Annotated in this window: 17 protein-coding genes, 1 tRNA gene and 1 other annotated feature (1 of these 19 only partly in view); of the genes, 7 read left to right on the forward strand and 11 right to left on the reverse strand. The window is 54.8% G+C overall.

Features of this window, described 5'->3' with window-relative positions:
• Positions 1 to 159: 159 nt before the first annotated feature.
• Together tig and MKY12_RS24920 are read right to left on the reverse strand one after the other, a co-directional pair.
• Positions 160 to 1,500: a trigger factor gene (gene tig / locus MKY12_RS24915; protein WP_339311345.1), complete on the reverse strand. Its 1,341-nt coding sequence runs from the start codon at positions 1,498 to 1,500 to the stop codon at positions 160 to 162.
• Between the two features lie 95 nt (positions 1,501 to 1,595).
• Positions 1,596 to 2,525, reverse strand: coding sequence for a hypothetical protein (locus tag MKY12_RS24920; RefSeq protein WP_209876881.1), 930 nt, complete (start codon positions 2,523 to 2,525; stop codon positions 1,596 to 1,598).
• A 153-nt stretch (positions 2,526 to 2,678) separates the two neighbouring features.
• On the opposite strand from MKY12_RS24920, the gene MKY12_RS24925 reads away from it, so the two are divergent.
• A tRNA-Arg gene (locus tag MKY12_RS24925) sits at positions 2,679 to 2,752 on the forward strand.
• A gap of 833 nt (positions 2,753 to 3,585) precedes the next feature.
• Here MKY12_RS24925 and MKY12_RS24930 read toward each other — a convergent pair.
• From MKY12_RS24930 to MKY12_RS24965, 8 genes are all read right to left on the reverse strand, one after another.
• Positions 3,586 to 4,818 (reverse strand): SEC-C metal-binding domain-containing protein, encoded by a 1,233-nt coding sequence (locus MKY12_RS24930; protein ID WP_339311346.1) that lies wholly within the window; start codon positions 4,816 to 4,818, stop codon positions 3,586 to 3,588.
• 27 nt (positions 4,819 to 4,845) lie between these two features.
• A complete protein-coding gene (locus MKY12_RS24935) occupies positions 4,846 to 5,262 on the reverse strand; it encodes a hypothetical protein (RefSeq protein WP_339250670.1) in 417 nt (138 codons plus the stop codon).
• Positions 5,255 to 6,061, reverse strand: coding sequence for an RQC-minor-1 family DNA-binding protein (locus tag MKY12_RS24940; protein WP_339311348.1), 807 nt, complete (start codon positions 6,059 to 6,061; stop codon positions 5,255 to 5,257). Before MKY12_RS24940 ends, MKY12_RS24935 begins: the two co-directional genes overlap by 8 nt.
• 250 nt (positions 6,062 to 6,311) lie before the next feature.
• Positions 6,312 to 7,193: a phosphate ABC transporter permease PstA gene (pstA, locus tag MKY12_RS24945; protein WP_076086486.1), complete on the reverse strand. Its 882-nt coding sequence runs from the start codon at positions 7,191 to 7,193 to the stop codon at positions 6,312 to 6,314.
• Positions 7,193 to 8,137 (reverse strand): phosphate ABC transporter permease subunit PstC, encoded by a 945-nt coding sequence (gene pstC, locus MKY12_RS24950; RefSeq protein WP_339250674.1) that lies wholly within the window; start codon positions 8,135 to 8,137, stop codon positions 7,193 to 7,195. The genes pstA and pstC overlap by 1 nt, the downstream gene beginning before the upstream one ends.
• Before the next feature lie 90 nt (positions 8,138 to 8,227).
• On the reverse strand, positions 8,228 to 9,091 hold the full coding sequence (locus MKY12_RS24955) for a phosphate ABC transporter substrate-binding protein (protein WP_036726036.1): 864 nt from the start codon (positions 9,089 to 9,091) through the stop codon (positions 8,228 to 8,230).
• Between the two features lie 44 nt (positions 9,092 to 9,135).
• Positions 9,136 to 10,569, reverse strand: a complete 1,434-nt coding sequence (locus tag MKY12_RS24960) for a stalk domain-containing protein (protein WP_339311350.1) — start codon at positions 10,567 to 10,569, stop codon at positions 9,136 to 9,138.
• A gap of 171 nt (positions 10,570 to 10,740) precedes the next feature.
• Positions 10,741 to 11,184 (reverse strand): hypothetical protein, encoded by a 444-nt coding sequence (locus tag MKY12_RS24965; RefSeq protein WP_339311352.1) that lies wholly within the window; start codon positions 11,182 to 11,184, stop codon positions 10,741 to 10,743.
• A gap of 184 nt (positions 11,185 to 11,368) precedes the next feature.
• Here MKY12_RS24965 and MKY12_RS24970 point away from each other — a divergent pair, with 184 nt between their 5' ends.
• The 4 genes from MKY12_RS24970 to MKY12_RS24985 all read left to right on the forward strand — a co-directional run bounded on the left by MKY12_RS24970 (position 11,369) and on the right by MKY12_RS24985 (position 17,288).
• Positions 11,369 to 12,100, forward strand: coding sequence for an ABC transporter ATP-binding protein (locus MKY12_RS24970; RefSeq protein ID WP_036726041.1), 732 nt, complete (start codon positions 11,369 to 11,371; stop codon positions 12,098 to 12,100).
• Positions 12,097 to 13,134 carry an ABC transporter permease gene (locus MKY12_RS24975; RefSeq protein ID WP_339311354.1) on the forward strand — a complete coding sequence of 346 codons (1,038 nt, stop codon included), beginning with the start codon at positions 12,097 to 12,099 and terminating at the stop codon, positions 13,132 to 13,134. The genes MKY12_RS24970 and MKY12_RS24975 overlap by 4 nt, the downstream gene beginning before the upstream one ends.
• Positions 13,135 to 13,191: 57 nt before the next feature.
• Positions 13,192 to 13,878 (forward strand): helix-turn-helix domain-containing protein, encoded by a 687-nt coding sequence (locus MKY12_RS24980; RefSeq protein WP_339311355.1) that lies wholly within the window; start codon positions 13,192 to 13,194, stop codon positions 13,876 to 13,878.
• Positions 13,879 to 13,943: 65 nt separating this feature from the next.
• Positions 13,944 to 17,288 (forward strand): SNF2 helicase associated domain-containing protein, encoded by a 3,345-nt coding sequence (locus MKY12_RS24985; protein WP_339311357.1) that lies wholly within the window; start codon positions 13,944 to 13,946, stop codon positions 17,286 to 17,288.
• Positions 17,289 to 17,415: 127 nt separating this feature from the next.
• On the opposite strand, the gene MKY12_RS24990 is transcribed toward MKY12_RS24985, so the two are convergent.
• Complete coding sequence (locus MKY12_RS24990) at positions 17,416 to 17,775, reverse strand: hypothetical protein (RefSeq protein ID WP_036726044.1); 360 nt, start codon at positions 17,773 to 17,775, stop codon at positions 17,416 to 17,418.
• Positions 17,776 to 17,967: 192 nt separating this feature from the next.
• Between MKY12_RS24990 and MKY12_RS24995 the strand changes: the two genes are divergently transcribed.
• On the forward strand, positions 17,968 to 18,273 hold the full coding sequence (locus tag MKY12_RS24995; RefSeq protein WP_339311359.1) for a hypothetical protein: 306 nt from the start codon (positions 17,968 to 17,970) through the stop codon (positions 18,271 to 18,273).
• 12 nt (positions 18,274 to 18,285) lie between these two features.
• The gene (locus tag MKY12_RS25000; RefSeq protein ID WP_209877049.1) at positions 18,286 to 18,426 is read left to right on the forward strand and encodes a hypothetical protein; all 141 of its coding nucleotides are present in this window, start codon (positions 18,286 to 18,288) and stop codon (positions 18,424 to 18,426) included.
• Positions 18,427 to 18,506: 80 nt separating this feature from the next.
• Positions 18,507 to 18,577 (forward strand) — a binding site (T-box leader) (it continues 153 nt past the right edge of the window).

Genomic DNA, 18,577 nt, shown 5'->3' on the forward strand with positions numbered 1-18,577 from the left:
ATAACGCAATTCCACGGACAATGCCAATTGACGGATTCATGATATGTACTACCAAACGCCCGGCCCCCGATAAAAATAAGGCACGTAACAAAAACTTACGTGCCTTATCAAATCTCTATGGAGGCTAATGGATAGCCGTTCTAGGTAAAGGATTGAAGCTTACTCAGCCTTTGCTTCTTCTGCTGCTTCTTCTGCAGGTGCTGCCGGAGCTTCAACTTCCACGCTGTTGCTAACGAGGAATTCGATGGTCTTGCGCAGGGAGATCTCATCGTTCAGGCTGCTCAGGGAACCGTTGGCTGCCAGAATGCTGCGGATTTCTTCAGGAGTACGCTTGTAAGCTTCAGCCATAGTAGCCAGCTCTTGCGTAACTTCTTCTTCCGACACTTCGATCTTCTCTTCCTTAGCAATAACTTCCAGAACAAGGTTGTTACGAACGCGCTTCTCAGCATCGCCCTTCATTTGTCCCTGCAGGTCTTCACGAGTCTGGCCCGAGAAGCTGAGGAACATATCCATGTTCATGCCCTGCTGGCGGAGACGGGTATCGAAGTCACGAACCATGTTCTCCACTTCGCTGGCGATCATGGCTTCAGGAATTTCCACTTCAGCATTAGCTGCTGCTGCGTCAACTACCGCGGATTCACGAACGCTCTTCAGCTCTTCCTGCTTACGGGATTCGAGCTGTGCTTTCAGGTCTGCTTTGTATTCTTCCAGTGTGTCGAATTCACTAACATCCTTGGCGAATTCATCATCCAGCTCAGGAAGCTGTTTGCGCTTGATTTCATGCAGCTTCACTTTGAATACAGCAGCTTTGCCTGCGAGTTCAGCAGCGTGGTAAGTCTCAGGGAAAGTTACTTCAACATCCTTGAAGTCTCCAGTGGACATGCCCACTACCTGCTCTTCGAATCCTGGAATGAAGGAATTGCTGCCCAGCTCCAGGGAATGACGCTCAGCCTGTCCGCCTTCGAATGGAACGCCATCAACTGAACCGTCAAAATCAATTACTGTGATGTCGCCGTTCGCTGCTGCCCCTTCTTCAATGACAACAAGCTCAGCGTGACGCTCTTGCAGACGCTTCAGTTCAGCATCCAGCTCTTCGTCAGTAACTTCTGCCTTCTGTACTGGAACTTCCAGACCTTTGTACTCGCCCAGCTTCACTTCTGGCTTAACTGTGATCTTCGCTTTGAAGATGAACGGCTGGCCCTTGGCGAATTGCTCGATGTCCACTTCAGGACGGTCTACAGGGAAGATGTCAGTCTGTTCAACGGCTTCGCCGTAAGCTTCAGGAAGAAGAATGTCGATAGCATCCTGATACAGGCTTTCAACACCGAAACGGGATTCAAAAATCGGCCGCGGTACTTTACCTTTACGGAATCCAGGTACGTTTGCTTTCTTTACCACTTTATTAAAGGCTTTGTCGAGTGCTGCAGCTACGCGGTCTGCTTCTACTTCGACTTCAAGAACTCCGAGGTTCTTCTCTATCTTTTCCCAAGTTGCTTTCATAATATACTTTTCCCTCCAAAAATAGGTTACATGTTTACTTAAATAGTCCAACATTTCACGCACAGAATAACCACTATATTATATACAACATTACTTTATTTATCAAGTAGAGAACTCTTCACGAATCCCCTGAGCGAACGGTAGGCCCCCTCAAATTGGAAGCGCATGCTATCGGTGATGCCGTACATACCCCGTGTTTCCTCTTCTTTGCGGTTCCCGTTCAGGCTCTCCGACACCATCTGGTGCAGGGCCCCCGCCCAAATATCCAGCTCCGAATACTCCCCATCCAGCAGCTTGCGGTAATCCGCCGTCCCGTAGATGGACATGACGAACTGCCCCCACAGCTCCTGGGCAAAATAATACAGCGTCGGCTCATGCACCTCCGCCTGCTCTGCCACCCGTTCCAGCACCTGGCTGATCTGCGGCGGGAACTCGTCGTTCTGCAGCGGCACGGTCTCGATCTCCACCTCAGCAGCCTCATGGCCCCGGCTCAGCCTGATTGCCCCCTGAGCCCCTCTGCGCCGCAGCGTCTGCAGCGTGCGGAATTGCAGCAGCGGGTGCACCTCCGCCTGCTGCAGCCAGCCGGTCAGCGCTTCATCCACCCCGCTCCCCTCCAGGTAGGAGAGCTGCTCCAGCGCCAGCACGGTCGCTTCAGACAGCGGTTCGTTCATCACCCGCTTCAGCAGCTTATCCGGGTACTCCGCATCCTCCTCCAGCTTGGATCTGGCCAGAATCCGGGCCATGTCCTCTTCCCCCAGATCCATATCCTCCGCATCCGGCGCATCATCTCCGTCACCGCCCTGCGCCGCGTAGGGGAAGGCCGCCGCCAGCCATTCCAGCAGCGACCGCCATTCCTCGTAGTGCCGCTCTTCCTGTCCCTGGCACTGCAGCAAAAAACGCAACAGCTCCATCGCTTCCCCGTAACGTTCATTCTCCAGCATAACTGTGAGCTGAATCTGGTAGTAATCCAGGGTCTTGGGAAACAGCACGATGTTCTCTTTGGCGGGGGAATTGAATTGATTCATGAGGGCACCTCCTTTTCTCCGAACTGTAATCGCTTCTGAACCTTAATCAATTGTAGATTATAGCATATCCCTGCCCGGTTTCAAAAAAACAAGTTGAAAAAGTTAACTATGTATGATAACATAATTTTTGCTTGCTTTTCAGTCAGTCTTCATGTCCCGGTAGCTCAGTTGGATAGAGCATGCGCCTTCTAAGCGCACGGTCGGGGGTTCGAATCCCTTCCGGGACGTCATAGAAACAGCCTTCCTTCGGGAGGGCTGTTTTGTCGTCCGGGGGATGAGAACCCTTGGCGACAGCCGGGGACGTTGGAGCATACGCTTCGTTAGCACTACTTCGCAATCAGCCCGAATGGGCTGTATCCCTTCCGGGACGTCATAGAAACAGCCTTCCTTCGGGAGGGCTGTTTTGTCGTCCGGAGGGATGAGAACCCAGCGCGTCAGCGAGGGGACGTTGGAGCATACGCTTCGATAGCACTACTTCGCAATCAGCCGAATTTTGGCTGTATCCCTTCCGGGACGTCATAGAAACAGCCTTCCTTCGGGAAGGCTGTTTTGTCATCCGGAGGATGAGAACCCCCTTTTATTTTGAGCGGGATGTTCTTTTGTCGCTTGGGTGAACGCTGCGCGAACGGACCGTTGTTACAATCGCTGTTGTCTCCAGATTTTATTTATTTCCCTATTCGGTAAAAATCCGGAGACAAAGGCGACCGCTATCGCTTTTCCGCGGGTCGTTCCGTCCTCTCCGCTGTTTGAGCGGGAAATGAACCTTCAAAGAAACCACCACTCTTTAGTAGTGGAGGAATAAGAACCATGCACGAACTTTGCGGACTGACGATCCCTTATTCCGGCGGATTCCGCCTGTCCGCAGGGTCATGCGGACTCAAAGGCCGTTAAGTAACCTGTTTCTCCGCTTTTTCTGCTCGAATGAACAGTTTAACGTCCTCTGAGTCCGTTTAAGACAGAAAAGTTGGTTTTTTCGGCGAATAGCGTACCCTCAGTCCGGATAGCTCTGCTGGTGGCTACGTTCTATTTGTTCAACATGAACCGGCTCTAGTCCCACCCATTAAGCGTTAGCACCACAGCATTTCTTGAACTTCTTCCCGCTTCCGCAGGGGCAGGGGTCGTTACGGCCTACTTTTGCCGGGCTTATATAAGTTTTGTCAGTTCCGTTAAGTCTGTTATAAGTTCCTATAGGGGCTTTAACTCTAGACATCCGGTCTACTTCTTTCCTGCGCTTGGCCATCCGCGCCTCTTCCGCATCAAGCTTCTTCTTCCACTGCAGCAGTGACGGGTGAGCCGTATCAGAAATTACACAGTAAGCATAGATGGACTCTGTGAGATTCAAGTACCCCTCGTCATAGCCTTCCTCCACCATGGCCTCAACTAGCGGAAGACCTTGGCTTGATCCCAATTGGCAAAGGTCATCAGCCAGTTTAGTCGCATTGGTAATATCACGTTCTTCCGGCAATAAGGCGAGCAGCGCCTCCTCGGAGTCCGGCAGCTTAATTCTTCCGAATACATCGGCGGCAAATATCCGGAAGAATTCCTGTGAAGCAGAGACATATTGCTCGGTTAACGTCTTGATCACCCCGGCTGTGCCTATTTGAGCCAGCGCGTCAACGGAAGTGGTTGGAAGCAAATCATCATCTGTACCCAAAAAACTGCACAGCACAGGGATAGCCGTCTCCAGCTTCATCTGACCTGCCAGTTGGATTAGATAGTGGACTTCGTAGCTCGGAGAATCCGGGTCGTTATCGCGCAGCTTTTCCAGCACAGTATCAGCGTCCAGACATTGTCTAAGCGCCAGCTCATTCACTAGCTCATCCCCGTACACATTATCGAACTCATCCCAGTATTTCCCTGAACTCTGCTCCAGAAATAAGCTGAATTCGTCCAACAGCTCCTGGTCTGTCATCTTTGAGAGGCGAATCTTCTGATCAACCTTAATTTTCCATTCCGGAATTTCCTGTACAGACTCCATGAACGGGTCCAATAGCCGAAGATCACAATTCCTCAAAATTCCCAGCACCAGAAATCTTGTATTATAGTGGGTGGAAGGAGATTGGTACCAAGCCAGCAGCTCACGGATCGTTTCCTCGGTCTGCGGGAACTTATAAGCATGAAACAGGTGAACCTCTTCGGTATCCTTGCATTGCTTCAGCTTTTGTAACACAAGCGGCATCAGCGTATTATCGTGCTCATACAAGAAACTGTCGGCAAAATACCTCAAAGCGGTATTGCTCACAGCCGGCTCCGGATGGAGAATAAAGCTTTTGACTTGTTCGGTATTGAACATTAGCAGGTCCCCCTCTTATTATGTTGCTTACTCACCCTTCGGCTGCATATTCCCACTAGTCAACGATGGATTTCGAGGTACCTCCTGCTTAGCCGGCACATAATGAGTAGCGTAATGTTTCTCAACATTGGGATCTCCGGACTTTGAAAAGCGGAGCGGTCGCTTCGGGCCTTTGCCCCACCTCATATAGGCGGTGTAAGACGGCTTCAAATGAAGCTCCCGCGCGTTCTCGCGAAGCAGCGACATGATAAAGCTGAATTGAGACAGATTGCCCTGAAGCACACGTTCCAAATATGGCACTCTTCCGAAGCGCCACTCTTCTACGAGCTTAGGAGTGATTTTCCCGATCCTCAAGAATACATCCAGGGGACTTACGAAACCCTTCTCCGAAACGATTTCATTGACCACATGGCGTACCTTCGTTCGCAGTTCAAGCCTATTCATGCAAGGACTCCTCCTGATGCAGGCAATCGGGACACTTCTCCGGAAAGTAAATGCCATCTGCCCGGTAGCAGCTAAAATCAAGGTGATCGAATACAAACGGACCGTCGCATTCCTGACACACAAGTATAACGGGATCGCGCGAACGTACAATCAGTGATTGCGCACGTTCCCGCAGCAGCTCATGCCACTCCATCTCCACCAGCCGTTCGCGCTCATTCAGGTCTGCTATTACCTGCCTGATCTCAGCCTGTACCTTCCTGAACTCTATGGGCTGCCATTGCTGTAAAAAAGGAATGTATTTCCGGTCACCGGAACAAAGGATTTTGAACAGGAACATCAGAATCATCCCCCGGTTCCGGTCCTTCAGATACTCCATACTGACCGGCGTGATCCCTTGGTCCAGCCAGTTCTCCCACTCCCGCAGCAGCTCCTCCGTCGCCCGCTCCCGCCGGACGGTCCAGCCGTAGACGGTGAATTCGATCATGGGAAGCTTCCCGGACAGCTCGGTCTTCAGGTAACCGGCCTCAATGAGGACGTCCACCTTCTCCATGGTCTGCTCCATCGTCAGTTCGCGGTAGAAGCCATAGGCGGGAATGTGATCCAAGCCGAGTTCAAGCAGCTTCGTCTCCTTCGAGCCCTTCAGGATCTTGGCCAAAAGCGTACGCCCTCCGGCGGCGATAATCTCATCGGCTGCCTGCAGAATGGCTAGCAGCTCCGGCCTTGGCAGCGGTGTATTCAAGGGATACTCGGTCGTCTGCTTCCGGTTCGGCTTACGGCGACTCTTCTTCTGCGTACTCACAGCGTTCTGCCTCCTTGTCCTTTATAATGGGCACAGGCTAGTCCAGACTGCACGTATTTTATAGTCGAATTATACCATATCAGGGCCGGGAAACAGGAAATTTAGAGGTGAGTTTCAGCGCTTCCCGGAGCACTCAGAAGCTCCAACCCCTTCATAGCAAACAGGCTGCCCGCCATGAAACTTCCATAGCAGAGCAGCCTGTTCTTACAGGGTTATAGCGATAGCGTGAATCCGCGCATCCGCATCCCTCTCAACGCCCCCGGCGGCGGTTGCCCAGCCACAGCGGGAAGCGGAACATAAAGTTGATCAGCAGCACGACAAAGACCAGCACAGCGGCAGACTTATCCGCGATTTGCCGCGCATCCTCGACGATGGCCTCAGACTGCACGTACCACAGATGCACAGCCAGCGTCTCGCCCGGTGAGAAAAGGTTGAAGTCCCACATCTCGCCGGAGGTGCTGAGCCCGGCGGTCAGGATAATGACCGCCGACTCCCCGAAGGCGCGGCCGGCCACCAGGCAGACGCCTGTGACGATGGCCGGAAGGGCTACTGGCACGACGACCTTGCGGATGACATGGAATTTCGTCATGCCGAGGGCGTAGCCGGCTTCTCGGATCTCGCCGGGGACCGCTCGCACTGCTTCCTCCGTGACGCGGGCCAGCATCGGCAGATTCAGCAGCGCCAGGCTGACACCCCCGCCGAGGATCGTCAGGCCGACGCCGAAATATTCGGCGAAGATCGCCAGGCCCAGCAGGCCGAACACGATGGACGGCACCGAGGACAGGGATTCCACGCAGATGCGCAGCGCACCCGTGAAGGCATTATCCGGCGCGTACTCCGCCATATAGATCCCTGCCCCGATCCCGATGGGAACGGAGATCAGGAGCGAGATGAACAGGATATAGAAGGAGTTGAACAGGACGGGACCAATCCCGCCGCCGGGATCGATCTCCTCCGGCTGCTTGAGCAGGAAGTCCAGTCTGAGCGAAGGCAAGCCTTTGCTTAGAATAGTGAACAGCAGCCAGAAGATTAGCAGCATGACCAGAACACCCAGCGTATAGAAGCCGATGGTCGCCAGTTTATTGCGCCGCTGGGCTCTGGCTGTATGGCGTGTGCGCGTGAATCCGTTCATCAGGCGTCCCTCCGTTTGCGGCCCAGGAGCCGGATAATCAGAATGAGTACAAACGAGATCAGCAGCAGCAGGAAGGCCATCATATGCAGGGAATAGTTCCAGGTGGAGTCGAACTCCACGTTGGAGATCTGCATCACGATATTACTGGTCAGCACCGAGGTGGGTGCGAACAGGCTTTTTGCCAGCTGCGGCGTATTGCCGATGACCATCACCACCGCCATGGTCTCCCCGACTGCGCGGGTCATGCCAAGAATCACCGCCGAGATAATGCCCCGGCTGGCCGCGGGCAGAACGACGCGCATAATGACCTGCAAGCGGGTCGAGCCGAGCGCATATGCAGCATCGCGGTATTTGCGCGGAACAGAGACAATCGCATCATCGCTGATCCGGCAGATGGTCGGCAGCACCATCAATGCCAGCACGAGTGCGGCTGCAAGCAGTCCGTCCCCGAGACCTTCTCCGCTGACTCTGCGCAGGAAGGGCAGCAGCACGGTCAAGCCCAGATAGCCGTATACAATAGAAGGAATACCGACCAGCAGATCAAGCACCGGACGGATGAAGCTCTTCAGCCAATTCGGGGCAATCTCCGCACAGAGCACAGCCATCCCGACCGAGATGGGCACGGCAATGACCAGGGTCAGCGCGGTAAGTGACAATGTATTTACGATGAAGGCGGCGGCGCCGAAGGCATCCTCTTCCGGCGTCCAGTTGAACGAGAAGAAGAAGTCCTGCGGGGAGATGCGGGTGAAGAGCAGCAGCGCCGTTTTGCCGATGAATACAATAACTAGTCCCAGCACAAGACAGAGCGCAAGGATGCTGAATAAAAAATAATAACGGGAGATGCTGTTGCCCAGCAGATGTCTGCGGTGCCGCTTGGTGTTACGTTTAACTTCCTCTAGGCTTGTCTGTGTCTTTGCTGTCAGGCCATGAACCGGTGCCCCCATACTTTCCCTCCTGTAAGAGGCCAACCCCGTATATCCCGGAGCTGGCCGCTGTTACCTATCCATCTATTGTGCTTGCTTGGTTCAAGAATCTTAGGATTGCATCGCAGAGATTGGAATGAACTTAAGCTTCTTAAGCGAGCCCTGCTGGAACTTCTTGCTCTGTACATATTCGATGAATTCTTTGGTCGCGCCGGTCGGCTGGCCCTTCGTCATGTAGTAGCCGTAAGCCCAGATCTTGTACGAGCCGTTGATTACGTTATCCGTGTTAGCTTCCACACCGTTGAATTTCACAGCCTTGATATCGCCGCCCGTTACATAGACAAGGTCGATGTAGCCGATAGCGTTAGGCGTTGTACCTACAGCTGTTTTCATGTCGCCGCTGGAGCCGGTTTCCTTGTAGTTCTTCTCTTTCTTCACGATGTCTCCGCCGCCCAGCGCTTTGGCCTGATAGTTAACGCGCGTACCGGAGCCGAAGGCACGGGTGATCACTACGATATTCGCGTCCGATCCGCCGACCTCTTTCCAGTTGGTGATTTTCCCGGCGTAGATGCCTTTGAGCTGCTCTGTAGTCAGGTTGTCTACTCCGACATTCTTATTAACGATGGTTGCAAAAGGAATCACAGCGACCTTATTCGCCACCTGTCCGTCAAAGGCCTTGAAGCCCGGAACATCAATGCTGGCATCCCAGTCGCAGGCTCCGATATCGGCAATCCCCTTCTTCACGGCCTGCGGTCCAGTCACGGAGCCCTTGCCGGAAGCGGCGATCTTTACTTTAGGGTGAAGCTTCTGGAATTCCTTAGCGGCCTGCAGCGTCAGCGGAAGCAGGGCCGTAGAACCGTTAACGGTGATTTTACCCTTGAGGCTGTCCGCTGCTGCGGCTGCCCCTGCAAAGGATGCGGTAACCGCGATCACCGCGGTAAGTGCTGTAACTGTGAATTTTTTGAACATCTTCATGTCTGAATTCTCCTCCCGGCGGTGTGCGCCGATAAATGTTGTAATTAATTAGCAGCTTCCGGTGAGACTGACAATTGCAGCGCTTTGCCGTTCTGAATGACCAGTACCTTGCCGTCGCTTATAATAGCCAGCTTGCTGCCGTCTGCCGATACCGCCACTTCCGATACATCTTCAGTTGTCCGGTACAGTTCAACCGGAGCTGCACTGCCTGCAATAGAGTAAATTACCGTGCTGCCGTCCGCTGTAGTCCCGGAGACAACGAGGCCCGTGCTAACGCCTGTGGACCAGTTCACCTCTGCACCGAGGGTGACATCTGTGCTTTTACCGTCTGCTGTGATCAGCTTCAGCGTGTTAGCGGCATTGCCGTCTGCATCCGCACTCAGGTAGCTCACGCTGCCGCCAGCCAGAATCTCAGGATACAGCTTGTTGTCAGGCGTAGTAGTCAAGGCTGCCGGCTTAGCACCTTTGGTCGTAAGATCCAGCTTATAGAGCTGTTCTCCGGCCTTGCTGAAGTCTACGGTAAGTGAATCTTCTGTGCTGTCAGCATCATTCTTCGCGGTACCGGTGATGTTGACGATGTATACTGCACTTTTGCCGTCTGCCGATATGCGAAGCTCCGATTTGTTCTCCACTTTATCTTCAAGCAGAGCCTTGATCTCTCCGGTCTCTACTGAAATCTGTGCCAGCTTCTCCTGCTTGTCGCCCTGGACGAAATAGAGCGTCTTGCCGTCACTGGACCACACGATATCTGTCTTCACGCTGGTGTCCTTGCCGAGCGGACTGATTAAGCCGGTGGACAGGTTGATCAGCTTCAGCTGGCCGGTCTCATCGCTGAATGCGCCCCACTGCTGGTCAGCGGAGACTGCGAAATCCACCGCGCCTTCGCTGGAAGAGAACAGATCATAGTTGCCTGGAGTCTGGGTGAATTTATAGAGCAGGGTGGATTCCGCGTCGCTTCTATTCGCAATCAGGCTTCCGTCAGCGCTCCAGTGAAGGGTATCAAATGAACCGGCGGGCCGGGCAAAGCTCAGAATCGTGTGGGCATCGGCCGCAAGCTCACCGCCAAGCGCCGTAACCAGCTTCGTCAGCTCCACATACGTTTTGCCGTTACGTACAACCGGGGCCACTGTGAATTCCAGGGCTTCGCCATCCACCTGATAGCTTTTTACGCCAGGCTGGAGCTGCACACTATGTAGACCTTTGCTGTCATTCAGCTGGATTCCGCTGCTGCCGTGCACAAGTCCTGCTCCCAGCTCTGCGGCTACCTGGCTCAATGAATAGAGCTTGTATCCGCCGCTGTTAATTGTGCTGAGTGTAACCGGCGTACCGTTGATGCTCCAGGACATGCTGCCCTCTACGGCTGCTGTGTTCACAGCTGCGGCACTTACTTGGCTGCTTGTGGCCAGAACACTAACAGCTCCCCCTGTTACGAGAAGTGCAGAAGCCAGAGCCGCGCCGATCCATTTACTATTCTTCAATTAGATTCACCCTTTTCCTATAGGTAACTGCTAATGTTATTTTCGTCTACGAGTGTCAATTCTGTTGCGCAGGAATGTTATGGAAATATTAACTGTAAAAATAATTACAAGCCCAAACCAAAGAAGACCCGCCCGGGAACCCTCCCGGACCGGCCTATTGTAAATCCTGTGTTAATTCACAATCCACGTCACGATAATCTCGTTCCCGCCGCGCTCTGATTCCAAGGGACTGCCAATAATAGAATACGAATAAGAGCCGTTCACTTTGCCGTTAATCAGCAGGTTATGGCTGTCGACAATCTCTGTACCGAGTTCCAGCTCCTTCTCTCTTACATACTTCTGATATGTAGTTCCAAGAGCGGCCATACTCTCCTTCGTCTGATAGACCAGCATGGAGGATTTCTTCCCCTCTGACTGCTCACCTTGGGTAAAAGTAATGCCTGCCCCTTCGGGAATCGGCAGATCCTCCGGCAAATATTGCCTTGCCTCCGTCTTCTCGTCTGCCAAGGTATGAAACCGTCCGCCACTGCCGGACTTGTCCGCATCGCCGCAGCCGCTAAGTCCAGCCGCAGCCAGCAGAGCTGCCAGAGGAAGGAGCAGCTTATGTCCTGCCATAATTCCACCGCCTTTAGTGAATTGGGTTTCAGGATGCCGGTAACCATAGGATGTCCCTTTTATTACCCGGATCAAGAGCAGGAGTAACGGATAATCCTTACAATTTTATTTACTTTTGAGCAGGGAATCATTAGTATAATGAGTGAGCGCTCACTCATTATTATGGCGAATGGAGGAGATTGGTATGGATGAGGGGAAGCCTGTCATTGCGGTTACTCATGTGAACCGGGCTTTTGGTGATAAAACAGTGTTGAAGGATATTACGCTTCAGGTGAATCAGGCAGAGACCTTTGGGATTCTGGGGCCATCCGGCTCCGGCAAAACCACGCTGGTCAAGCTGCTTACGGGCATAGACGAGGTAACCTCCGGTGAGGTCACCGTGCTGGGGGTGCGGATGCCGAAGCTTGCCATGCTCCAGCAGATCGGATATATGGCCCAGTCGGATGCCTTGTATACCGAGCTTAGCGCCAAGGAGAATCTGGAGTTCTTCGCTGCTCTGTATGGCTTGAAGGGCGGCAACCGCACACGGCGGATCGGGGATGTGATGGAGCTGGTGAATCTGCAGGAGCATCTGCGGAAGCGGGTGGACCAATATTCCGGCGGCATGAAGCGCCGGCTGTCCCTGGCGATTGCCCTGCTGCACGAGCCGCCGCTGCTGCTGCTGGATGAACCGACCGTCGGCATCGATCCGGTGCTGCGCCAGTCTATCTGGAAGGAGCTGAAGGCGCTGAACCGCAAAGGAACGACGATTGTGCTGACCACACATGTGATGGATGAGGCGGAGAAATGTGACCGGCTGGCGATGATCCGGGACGGCGTGCTGCTGGCGGCTGATACCCCGGCCGGACTGCTTCAGGCTACCGGCACCGCCAGCATTGAGGAAGCCTTCCTCTGCTATGGAGGTGTACGCCGATGAGAATCCGGGCGATTACCCTGAGAATTCTGCAGCAGTTCATCCATGACCGGAGAACCATGGCGCTGATGTTCATCGCTCCCCTGCTGGTGCTTAGCCTGATGAGCCTGGTGTTCGGCAGCGATGCTTATGAGCCTAGGATCGGCGTCTCCGGCGGCGCGGCAGTGTTCAGTTCAGCGCTGGAAGCCGAGCAGGCTGAGGTTACCAGCTATGCTGATGAAGCATCCGGGCAGGCCGCCCTGAAGGCGGGAGCCATCGATGCTCTCCTTACAATGAAGGGAGACGCTCCTGCTGTTGTCCTTGAAGGCAGCAATCCGGCGGCTAACCGCGCTGTGATCATGGCGCTCCAGGAAGCTGCGCAGAGCCTCCGGCCGCAAGCTCCGGGCGGCGGGCAGCTCCAGCCGCAGATCAGCTACCTCTACGGCGCGGAGGATATGAAGACGATCGACCGCTTCGGCCCGATTATGATCGGGGTGTTCGTGTTCTTCTTTGTCTTCCTGATTGCCGGTGTCTCCTTCCTGCGCGAACGGACCACGGGCACACTGGAGCGTCTGCTCTCCACCCCGCTGAAGCGCTGGGAGATCGTCACCGGATATGTGTGCGGCTTCGGCATCTTCACCATCTTCCAGGCCCTGCTGATCTCCTGGTTCTCCATCCAGGTGCTGGGGATTATGATGACGGGCAGCTTCGGCTACGTGCTGCTGATGACGCTGCTGCTGTCGATGTCGGCGCTGACCCTCGGCACCCTGCTCTCGGCATTCGCCGCCAATGAGCTGCAGATGATCCAGTTCATCCCCCTGGTCATTGTGCCGCAGATCTTCCTGAGCGGATTATTCCCGCTGGATACCCTGCCGCTCTGGCTCCAGCGCATTGGACTCGCCACCCCTATCTACTACGGCTCAGAGGCACTGATGGATATCATGGTACGCGGCAGAGGCTGGAGTAATATCGCCGGGGATGTGTTCATGCTGATCGGCTTCTCCCTCCTGTTCATGCTGCTGAATGTACTGGCTCTGCGCAAGCACCGCAGAATGTAAAGGGTGAACAGGCTATGGTACACTAGGAGGAACTGCAAGAGTCTGGAGGTTCTATTGATGGAGAATAACCCTGCTGCCGATCAGGGGCAGCTGGAGCAAGACCAGTGGGTCCAGGAGCTGCTGGACCTCAGCGAGAAGGAGCAGGTCACGCCCAAGCAGCTGTCCATTCTGCGGGCGGCGATTGATGTTTTTGCAGAGAAGGGATTCTCCGCGGCCGCCACCAGTGAGATTGCCCAGAAGGCCGGCGTGGCCGAAGGCACGATCTTCCGTTATTACCGGACCAAAAAAGATCTGCTGCTCGCCATCGTTGTGCCCACCATGAGCCGGATGATCGCCCCGTTCGTGCTGCGCAACTTCAGCGGTGTGCTGGATGTGCCGTTCGAGAGCTACGAAGCCTTCCTTAAGGCCTTCATGGTGAACCGGCTGGCGTTCGTCCGCAGGAATCTGAAAATCGTCAAAATTCTCATTCAGGAGATCCCCTTCCAGCCTGCGCTGAAGGAGCAGCTGACCGAGAATATCTTCGAGCAGGTTCTGGCGCGTGTCACTGCAATTACCGAGCACTTCAAAGCGGAAGGTGAAGTGATTGATGCGCCCACTCCTGCGATTATCCGCTTTACCATCTCCGCGATTGCCGGATACCTGCTGACCCGGCTGGTGCTGATGCCGGAGCAGGACTGGAATGATGAGGCAGAGATTGAACAGACGATAAGCTTCATTCTGCACGGGATCGGCGGGAATGGATAATCTTTAAGTACAATATCCCCCGTGGGGGTGGCTTAGACAGAAGCAATAAAAGGAAGTGAGTATACGTGGGTTATCAGGTGCCGGAACGGGTAATCAAGCTGCTGTGCGGCAATGCTGCTTTTGACCAGGGAGCGGTTTATTATCATGCCCATAAGGTGGATCTTGTCTATACGGAGCATAACGAGGAAGACGAATATTCCAAATACCGCGCTGAGGTCCATGGGCTGGAGAGCCATGAGATCGCGCTGATTATCGACAGTGACGGAGATGTGCAGGGGGAATGCACCTGCCCGGCTTACTATCGCGGCGGCCCCTTCTGCAAGCATATTGCGGCGGCGCTGGTGGCGGTCCTCTACCGCAGCCGGGCGGCCGGAGCTGAACAGGCTGCGGATATGCAGGCAGATGCAGAGGAGACTTATCCCGCAAGGGACGGCAGTCTGCCGCTCGTGCAAGGCAGCTCTCCCCTCTCCGGGGCAGACCACAAGGAGCGAAGCGCAGACCGGCAGCTGGTGAACAGCATGCTCGGAATATTCACCGGAGGGCGGCAGCTGCCAAGCGGTGCCGGCACGTATATCGACCTGCGGACACCGCTCCAGGTCGAGTTCATCTGCCGGCCCTTCAGCTTCGGTTACAGCAGCACGATGCTTGGAATCGAAGTGAAGCTGGGCCCCAAGCGCCTCTATATCGCGCAGAAGATCAGACCTTTTCTGGAGCAGGTTCGCCGGGGTGAGCCTTTTGAGTTCACAGCGCACTTCAGCTATGACCCCGCCCTGCACAGCTTCTCCAAGGAAGATAATGAGGTCCTGCTGAAGCTGATTGAGATCATGCAGAATGAGAAAGTCTACAACAGCCTCAACAATCCGTATGCTGCCAGCTCCAGCCATCCGGGAAATGACCGGCTGCTGCCGGTGGCCCCTTTTTTCTGGAAGAGTCTGTACCCCCTGCTAGAAGCCGCGCCTGCCGTACGCCTTCAGCATGGACAGCTTCAACTTGACCGCTTGTCGGTCTCGGAGGAGCCGCTGCCGCTCAGCTTCCAGTTCGACCAGGCACAGGAGGAGGGCTACCGGCTGGATGTCCGGGGGCTTGAGCAGCTTACGATTCTGGAGAGCTATGGGCTGGTCTTGACCGAAGGCAGGCTGCTGAAGCTCCCGGCGCAGGAATGCGGGCGTCTCGCAGAGCTGAAGCGGATGCTCAGCAGCAGCCGGCGGGATAGCCTGGCGATTGCGCCTGAGCAGATGGAGCCCTTCATGGACAGGGTCATACCCGGCCTGAAGAAGCTGGGCAGAGTAAGCATTGCCGACGCCATCGCGGACCGGATCGTCCAGACCCGGCTACACGCCAGACTCTACCTGGACCGGGTAAGGGACCGGCTGCTGGCCGGGCTGGAATTCCAGTACGACGGGATTGTCATCAATCCGCTGGAGGAGAAGGCGCATGAGCGGAGCAGCGAGGTCATTCTGATGCGGGACGGGGAAGCGGAGCGGCGGATTCTGGACCTGATGGCCCATGAGTCCTTCTCGCGGACGGAGAGCGGATATATCATGCGTGACGAGGACGGGGAATTCGACTTCCTGCACCATACCATCCCGCTCTTGGAACCGCTGCTTCAGGTCTATACGACCACTGCGGTCAAGGAGCGGGTGCTTACGGAGCATGCAGCGCCCAAGGTCAGCCTGAGCTGGAACGAGAAGACCGACTGGCTGGACTTCAAGTTCGCCATGGAGGGCATCACGGAGAATGACATTACCGCGGTCCTGAAATCTCTCCAGGAAAAACGTAAATATCACCGGCTCAAGGACGGAGCTCTGCTCCCGCTGGATACCGCTGAGTTCCAGGAGATTATCGCGCTGATGAACGAGCTCGGCGTCCGCAGCGTGGATATCCGGAGTACGGAGTTCTCATTGCCGCTGGTCCGTGCCCTCCATCTCCATGCAGGTACCTTCCAGGGGCAGACCATCGAGACCGGACGCTCCTTCCGGCGGCTGCTGGCCAACATGGCGAGTCCCGAAAACCTGGACTTCCCAGTGCCGGAGAGTCTGGCTCCTGTGCTGCGGGATTACCAGCAGTACGGCTTCCAGTGGATGAGGACGCTGGCCCATTACCGCTTCGGCGGGATTCTGGCGGATGATATGGGCCTTGGCAAAACATTGCAGAGCATCACCTTCCTGCTCTCTGAGCTGGAGGACATCCGGAAGAGCGGCGTACCTGCGCTGGTGGTTGCCCCTGCTTCCCTAGTCTATAACTGGCTCAATGAGCTGAAGCGCTTCGCCCCGGAGATTAAGGCAGTCATTGCTGACGGCAACTCTGGTGAGCGCAGCCGGACCGTGCGGAACACGGCCGGGCATGATGTCATCATCACCTCGTACCCGCTGCTGCGCAGAGATGTGGATGAGTATGCCAAGCAGTCGTTCCATACGCTCATTCTGGATGAAGCGCAGATGATCAAGAATCATGAGACCCAGACTTCGCAGGCGGTCAGATTGCTTCAGGCCCGCTACCGCTTTGCGCTGACCGGTACGCCGGTGGAGAATGCGCTGGAGGACCTGTGGTCGATCTTCAGTGTCGTTTTCCCTGGACTGTTCCCCGGAAAGAAGGCGTTCCATGACCTTCCCCGGGAGACGGTCGCCAGGCGCGCCCGCCCCTTCCTGCTGCGCCGCCTGAAGAGCGATGTGCTGAAGGAGCTGCCGGACAAAATCGAGTCCCTCCAGGCCTCCGAGCTGCTGCCGGAGCAGAAACGGCTCTATGTTGCCTACCTGGCCAGATTGCGCAAAGAAGCGCTTAAGCATCTGGACAGCGACAGCTTCGGGAACGGCCGGCTCAAGGTGCTGGCCGGACTGACCCGGCTGCGCCAGCTGTGCTGCCATCCCGCCCTGTTCGTGGACGGGTACACAGGAGGCTCCGGCAAATTCGAGCAGCTACTGGAGATTATCGACGAATGCCGGAGCTCCGGCAAACGGATGCTGATCTTCTCGCAGTTCACGCAAATGCTCGGCATGATCAGTCGTGAACTGGCGCTGCTGGGGATTACGCATTTCTATCTCGACGGACAGACCCCGGCCTCCCAGCGGGTTGAGCTGTGCAGCCGCTTCAATGAAGGCGAGCGCGACCTGTTCCTGATCTCGCTGAAGGCGGGCGGCACCGGCCTCAACCTGACCGGCGCCGATACGGTCATTCTCTATGACCTGTGGTGGAACCCTGCGGTCGAACAGCAGGCCGCCGACCGCGCCCACCGGATCGGGCAGAAAAAGATCGTCCAGGTCATCCGCCTGGTAGCCCAGGGTACGGTGGAGGATAAAATGTACGAGCTGCAGCAGAAAAAGAAAAACCTGATTGACGAGGTGATCCAGCCGGGGCAGGAGGCGTTGTCGAGCCTGAGCGAGCATGATATACGTGAAATCCTCTCGATCTGAGTTGAACAACCTGTTGTAGCCCGTTCTGCTCTATTCGCAATATAAACAGGGACCTTCTGAGCGAGTAGCTCTGAAAGGTCCCTGTTTCATTTTACAACTGGCAAGTCCAGAATAATACCCTAACCCTCTATACGTCTGAGCTTAATTTCTCATGCGTCACTACACGGTGTGCATTCACCAGCTGGCCGGTTGATGTCTTGCCCCACACGGATATTCCGAGCTCATCTTCGTCTACTTCTCCAGTGATGAACACAAATTCATAAGCATTCAGATCGGCAAAATAATCCCGGGTTACCACTTGATTCGGAGCAACCTCAATCACCTCACTGACATACAGCGTTCTTGTGGTGCCCAGCACATACCCTTGAATACTAATAGTAGCGCTGCCCGGGGCACTCCGCTTCACTATTCTTACCGTCACCGTCTGCGTAGGTCTGACTCCCGAAACGGCATTGTTCTCTATCGGTCCTGTTGACAAAATCGCCATCCTGTCTCGTCCTCCCTTGAAGTTCTAGTGTCAAAGTACGATATATTCATATTCGGACTTTCCTGTAACGGTGTGGACACAGGCCTGAGCCTATTCACCAATGACCACAGGCACGCATATCCTTGAATAAGGAAAGACCGCCCATGGGCCGCGCTTTCTGCATACGAACGCCGAACGGAAGAAGGGACTCCCATGCCCCCTCCAGGAAAAGGAAAGAAGCCCGCCGCCAAAAAAACACCGTCCAGCTCCAAAACCCAGACACCTAAGGGGCTTGAATTTGCTGTAGCTGCACTTCTGTTGACCGGCAAGCTGAAAGTAGACTCCATCCAGATGTACACGGACGCATCCATGTTCGTCAGTCTGGTGGGCAAATATAAAACCTTAAGTGATTTGAGCAATGACAATGTCGATAAGCTGGTCAGCTTTCTCGATAACAACAGCAGCCTTACGCTGAACGAGATCATGGCCGCTTTGAAAAAGAAAGCCGAAAACACCTGAACACATACGCAAGTGAAAGTGAGGGACGGGGCTATGGACAGTTTTGACGGAGAGGGATTTGCCGGTGGACTCCTGCTGGTCATTGTAATAGTGCTGCTGATTTATGGTTCAACAGACATCAAGAACCTGACAGGAGCGCCCAATGACGAGTAATTCTTAACCGGAGGACTCCTGTTGCACGGTAATCTGCTCTTGCTTTCTTTCGGAAATTCGCTATACTGATACAAACCCATATTGAATCGATGACCGGGAGAGTAATGGTCTTATATCTAGTCTCCAGCGAGCCGGGTTAGTGGAAGCCGGT

It is taken from the genome of Paenibacillus sp. FSL M7-0896, from assembly GCF_037975415.1.
GTDB lineage: Bacteria > Bacillota > Bacilli > Paenibacillales > Paenibacillaceae > Paenibacillus_AQ > Paenibacillus_AQ silagei.

Bases quoted from the DNA above. Each gene is read 5' to 3' on its own strand.
- tig (WP_339311345.1), bottom strand. From the start codon at position 1,500: ATGAAAGCAACTTGGGAAAAGATAGAGAAGAACCTCGGAGTTCTTGAA.
- MKY12_RS24920 (WP_209876881.1), bottom strand. From the start codon at position 2,525: ATGAATCAATTCAATTCCCCCGCCAAAGAGAACATCGTGCTGTTTCCC.
- MKY12_RS24930 (WP_339311346.1), bottom strand. From the start codon at position 4,818: ATGTTCAATACCGAACAAGTCAAAAGCTTTATTCTCCATCCGGAGCCG.
- MKY12_RS24935 (WP_339250670.1), bottom strand. From the start codon at position 5,262: ATGAATAGGCTTGAACTGCGAACGAAGGTACGCCATGTGGTCAATGAA.
- pstA (WP_076086486.1), bottom strand. From the start codon at position 7,193: ATGAACGGATTCACGCGCACACGCCATACAGCCAGAGCCCAGCGGCGC.
- pstC (WP_339250674.1), bottom strand. From the start codon at position 8,137: ATGGGGGCACCGGTTCATGGCCTGACAGCAAAGACACAGACAAGCCTA.
- MKY12_RS24955 (WP_036726036.1), bottom strand. From the start codon at position 9,091: ATGAAGATGTTCAAAAAATTCACAGTTACAGCACTTACCGCGGTGATC.
- MKY12_RS24965 (WP_339311352.1), bottom strand. From the start codon at position 11,184: ATGGCAGGACATAAGCTGCTCCTTCCTCTGGCAGCTCTGCTGGCTGCG.
- MKY12_RS24970 (WP_036726041.1), top strand. From the start codon at position 11,369: ATGGATGAGGGGAAGCCTGTCATTGCGGTTACTCATGTGAACCGGGCT.
- MKY12_RS24975 (WP_339311354.1), top strand. From the start codon at position 12,097: ATGAGAATCCGGGCGATTACCCTGAGAATTCTGCAGCAGTTCATCCAT.
- MKY12_RS24980 (WP_339311355.1), top strand. From the start codon at position 13,192: ATGGAGAATAACCCTGCTGCCGATCAGGGGCAGCTGGAGCAAGACCAG.
- MKY12_RS24990 (WP_036726044.1), bottom strand. From the start codon at position 17,775: ATGGCGATTTTGTCAACAGGACCGATAGAGAACAATGCCGTTTCGGGA.
- MKY12_RS24995 (WP_339311359.1), top strand. From the start codon at position 17,968: ATGCCCCCTCCAGGAAAAGGAAAGAAGCCCGCCGCCAAAAAAACACCG.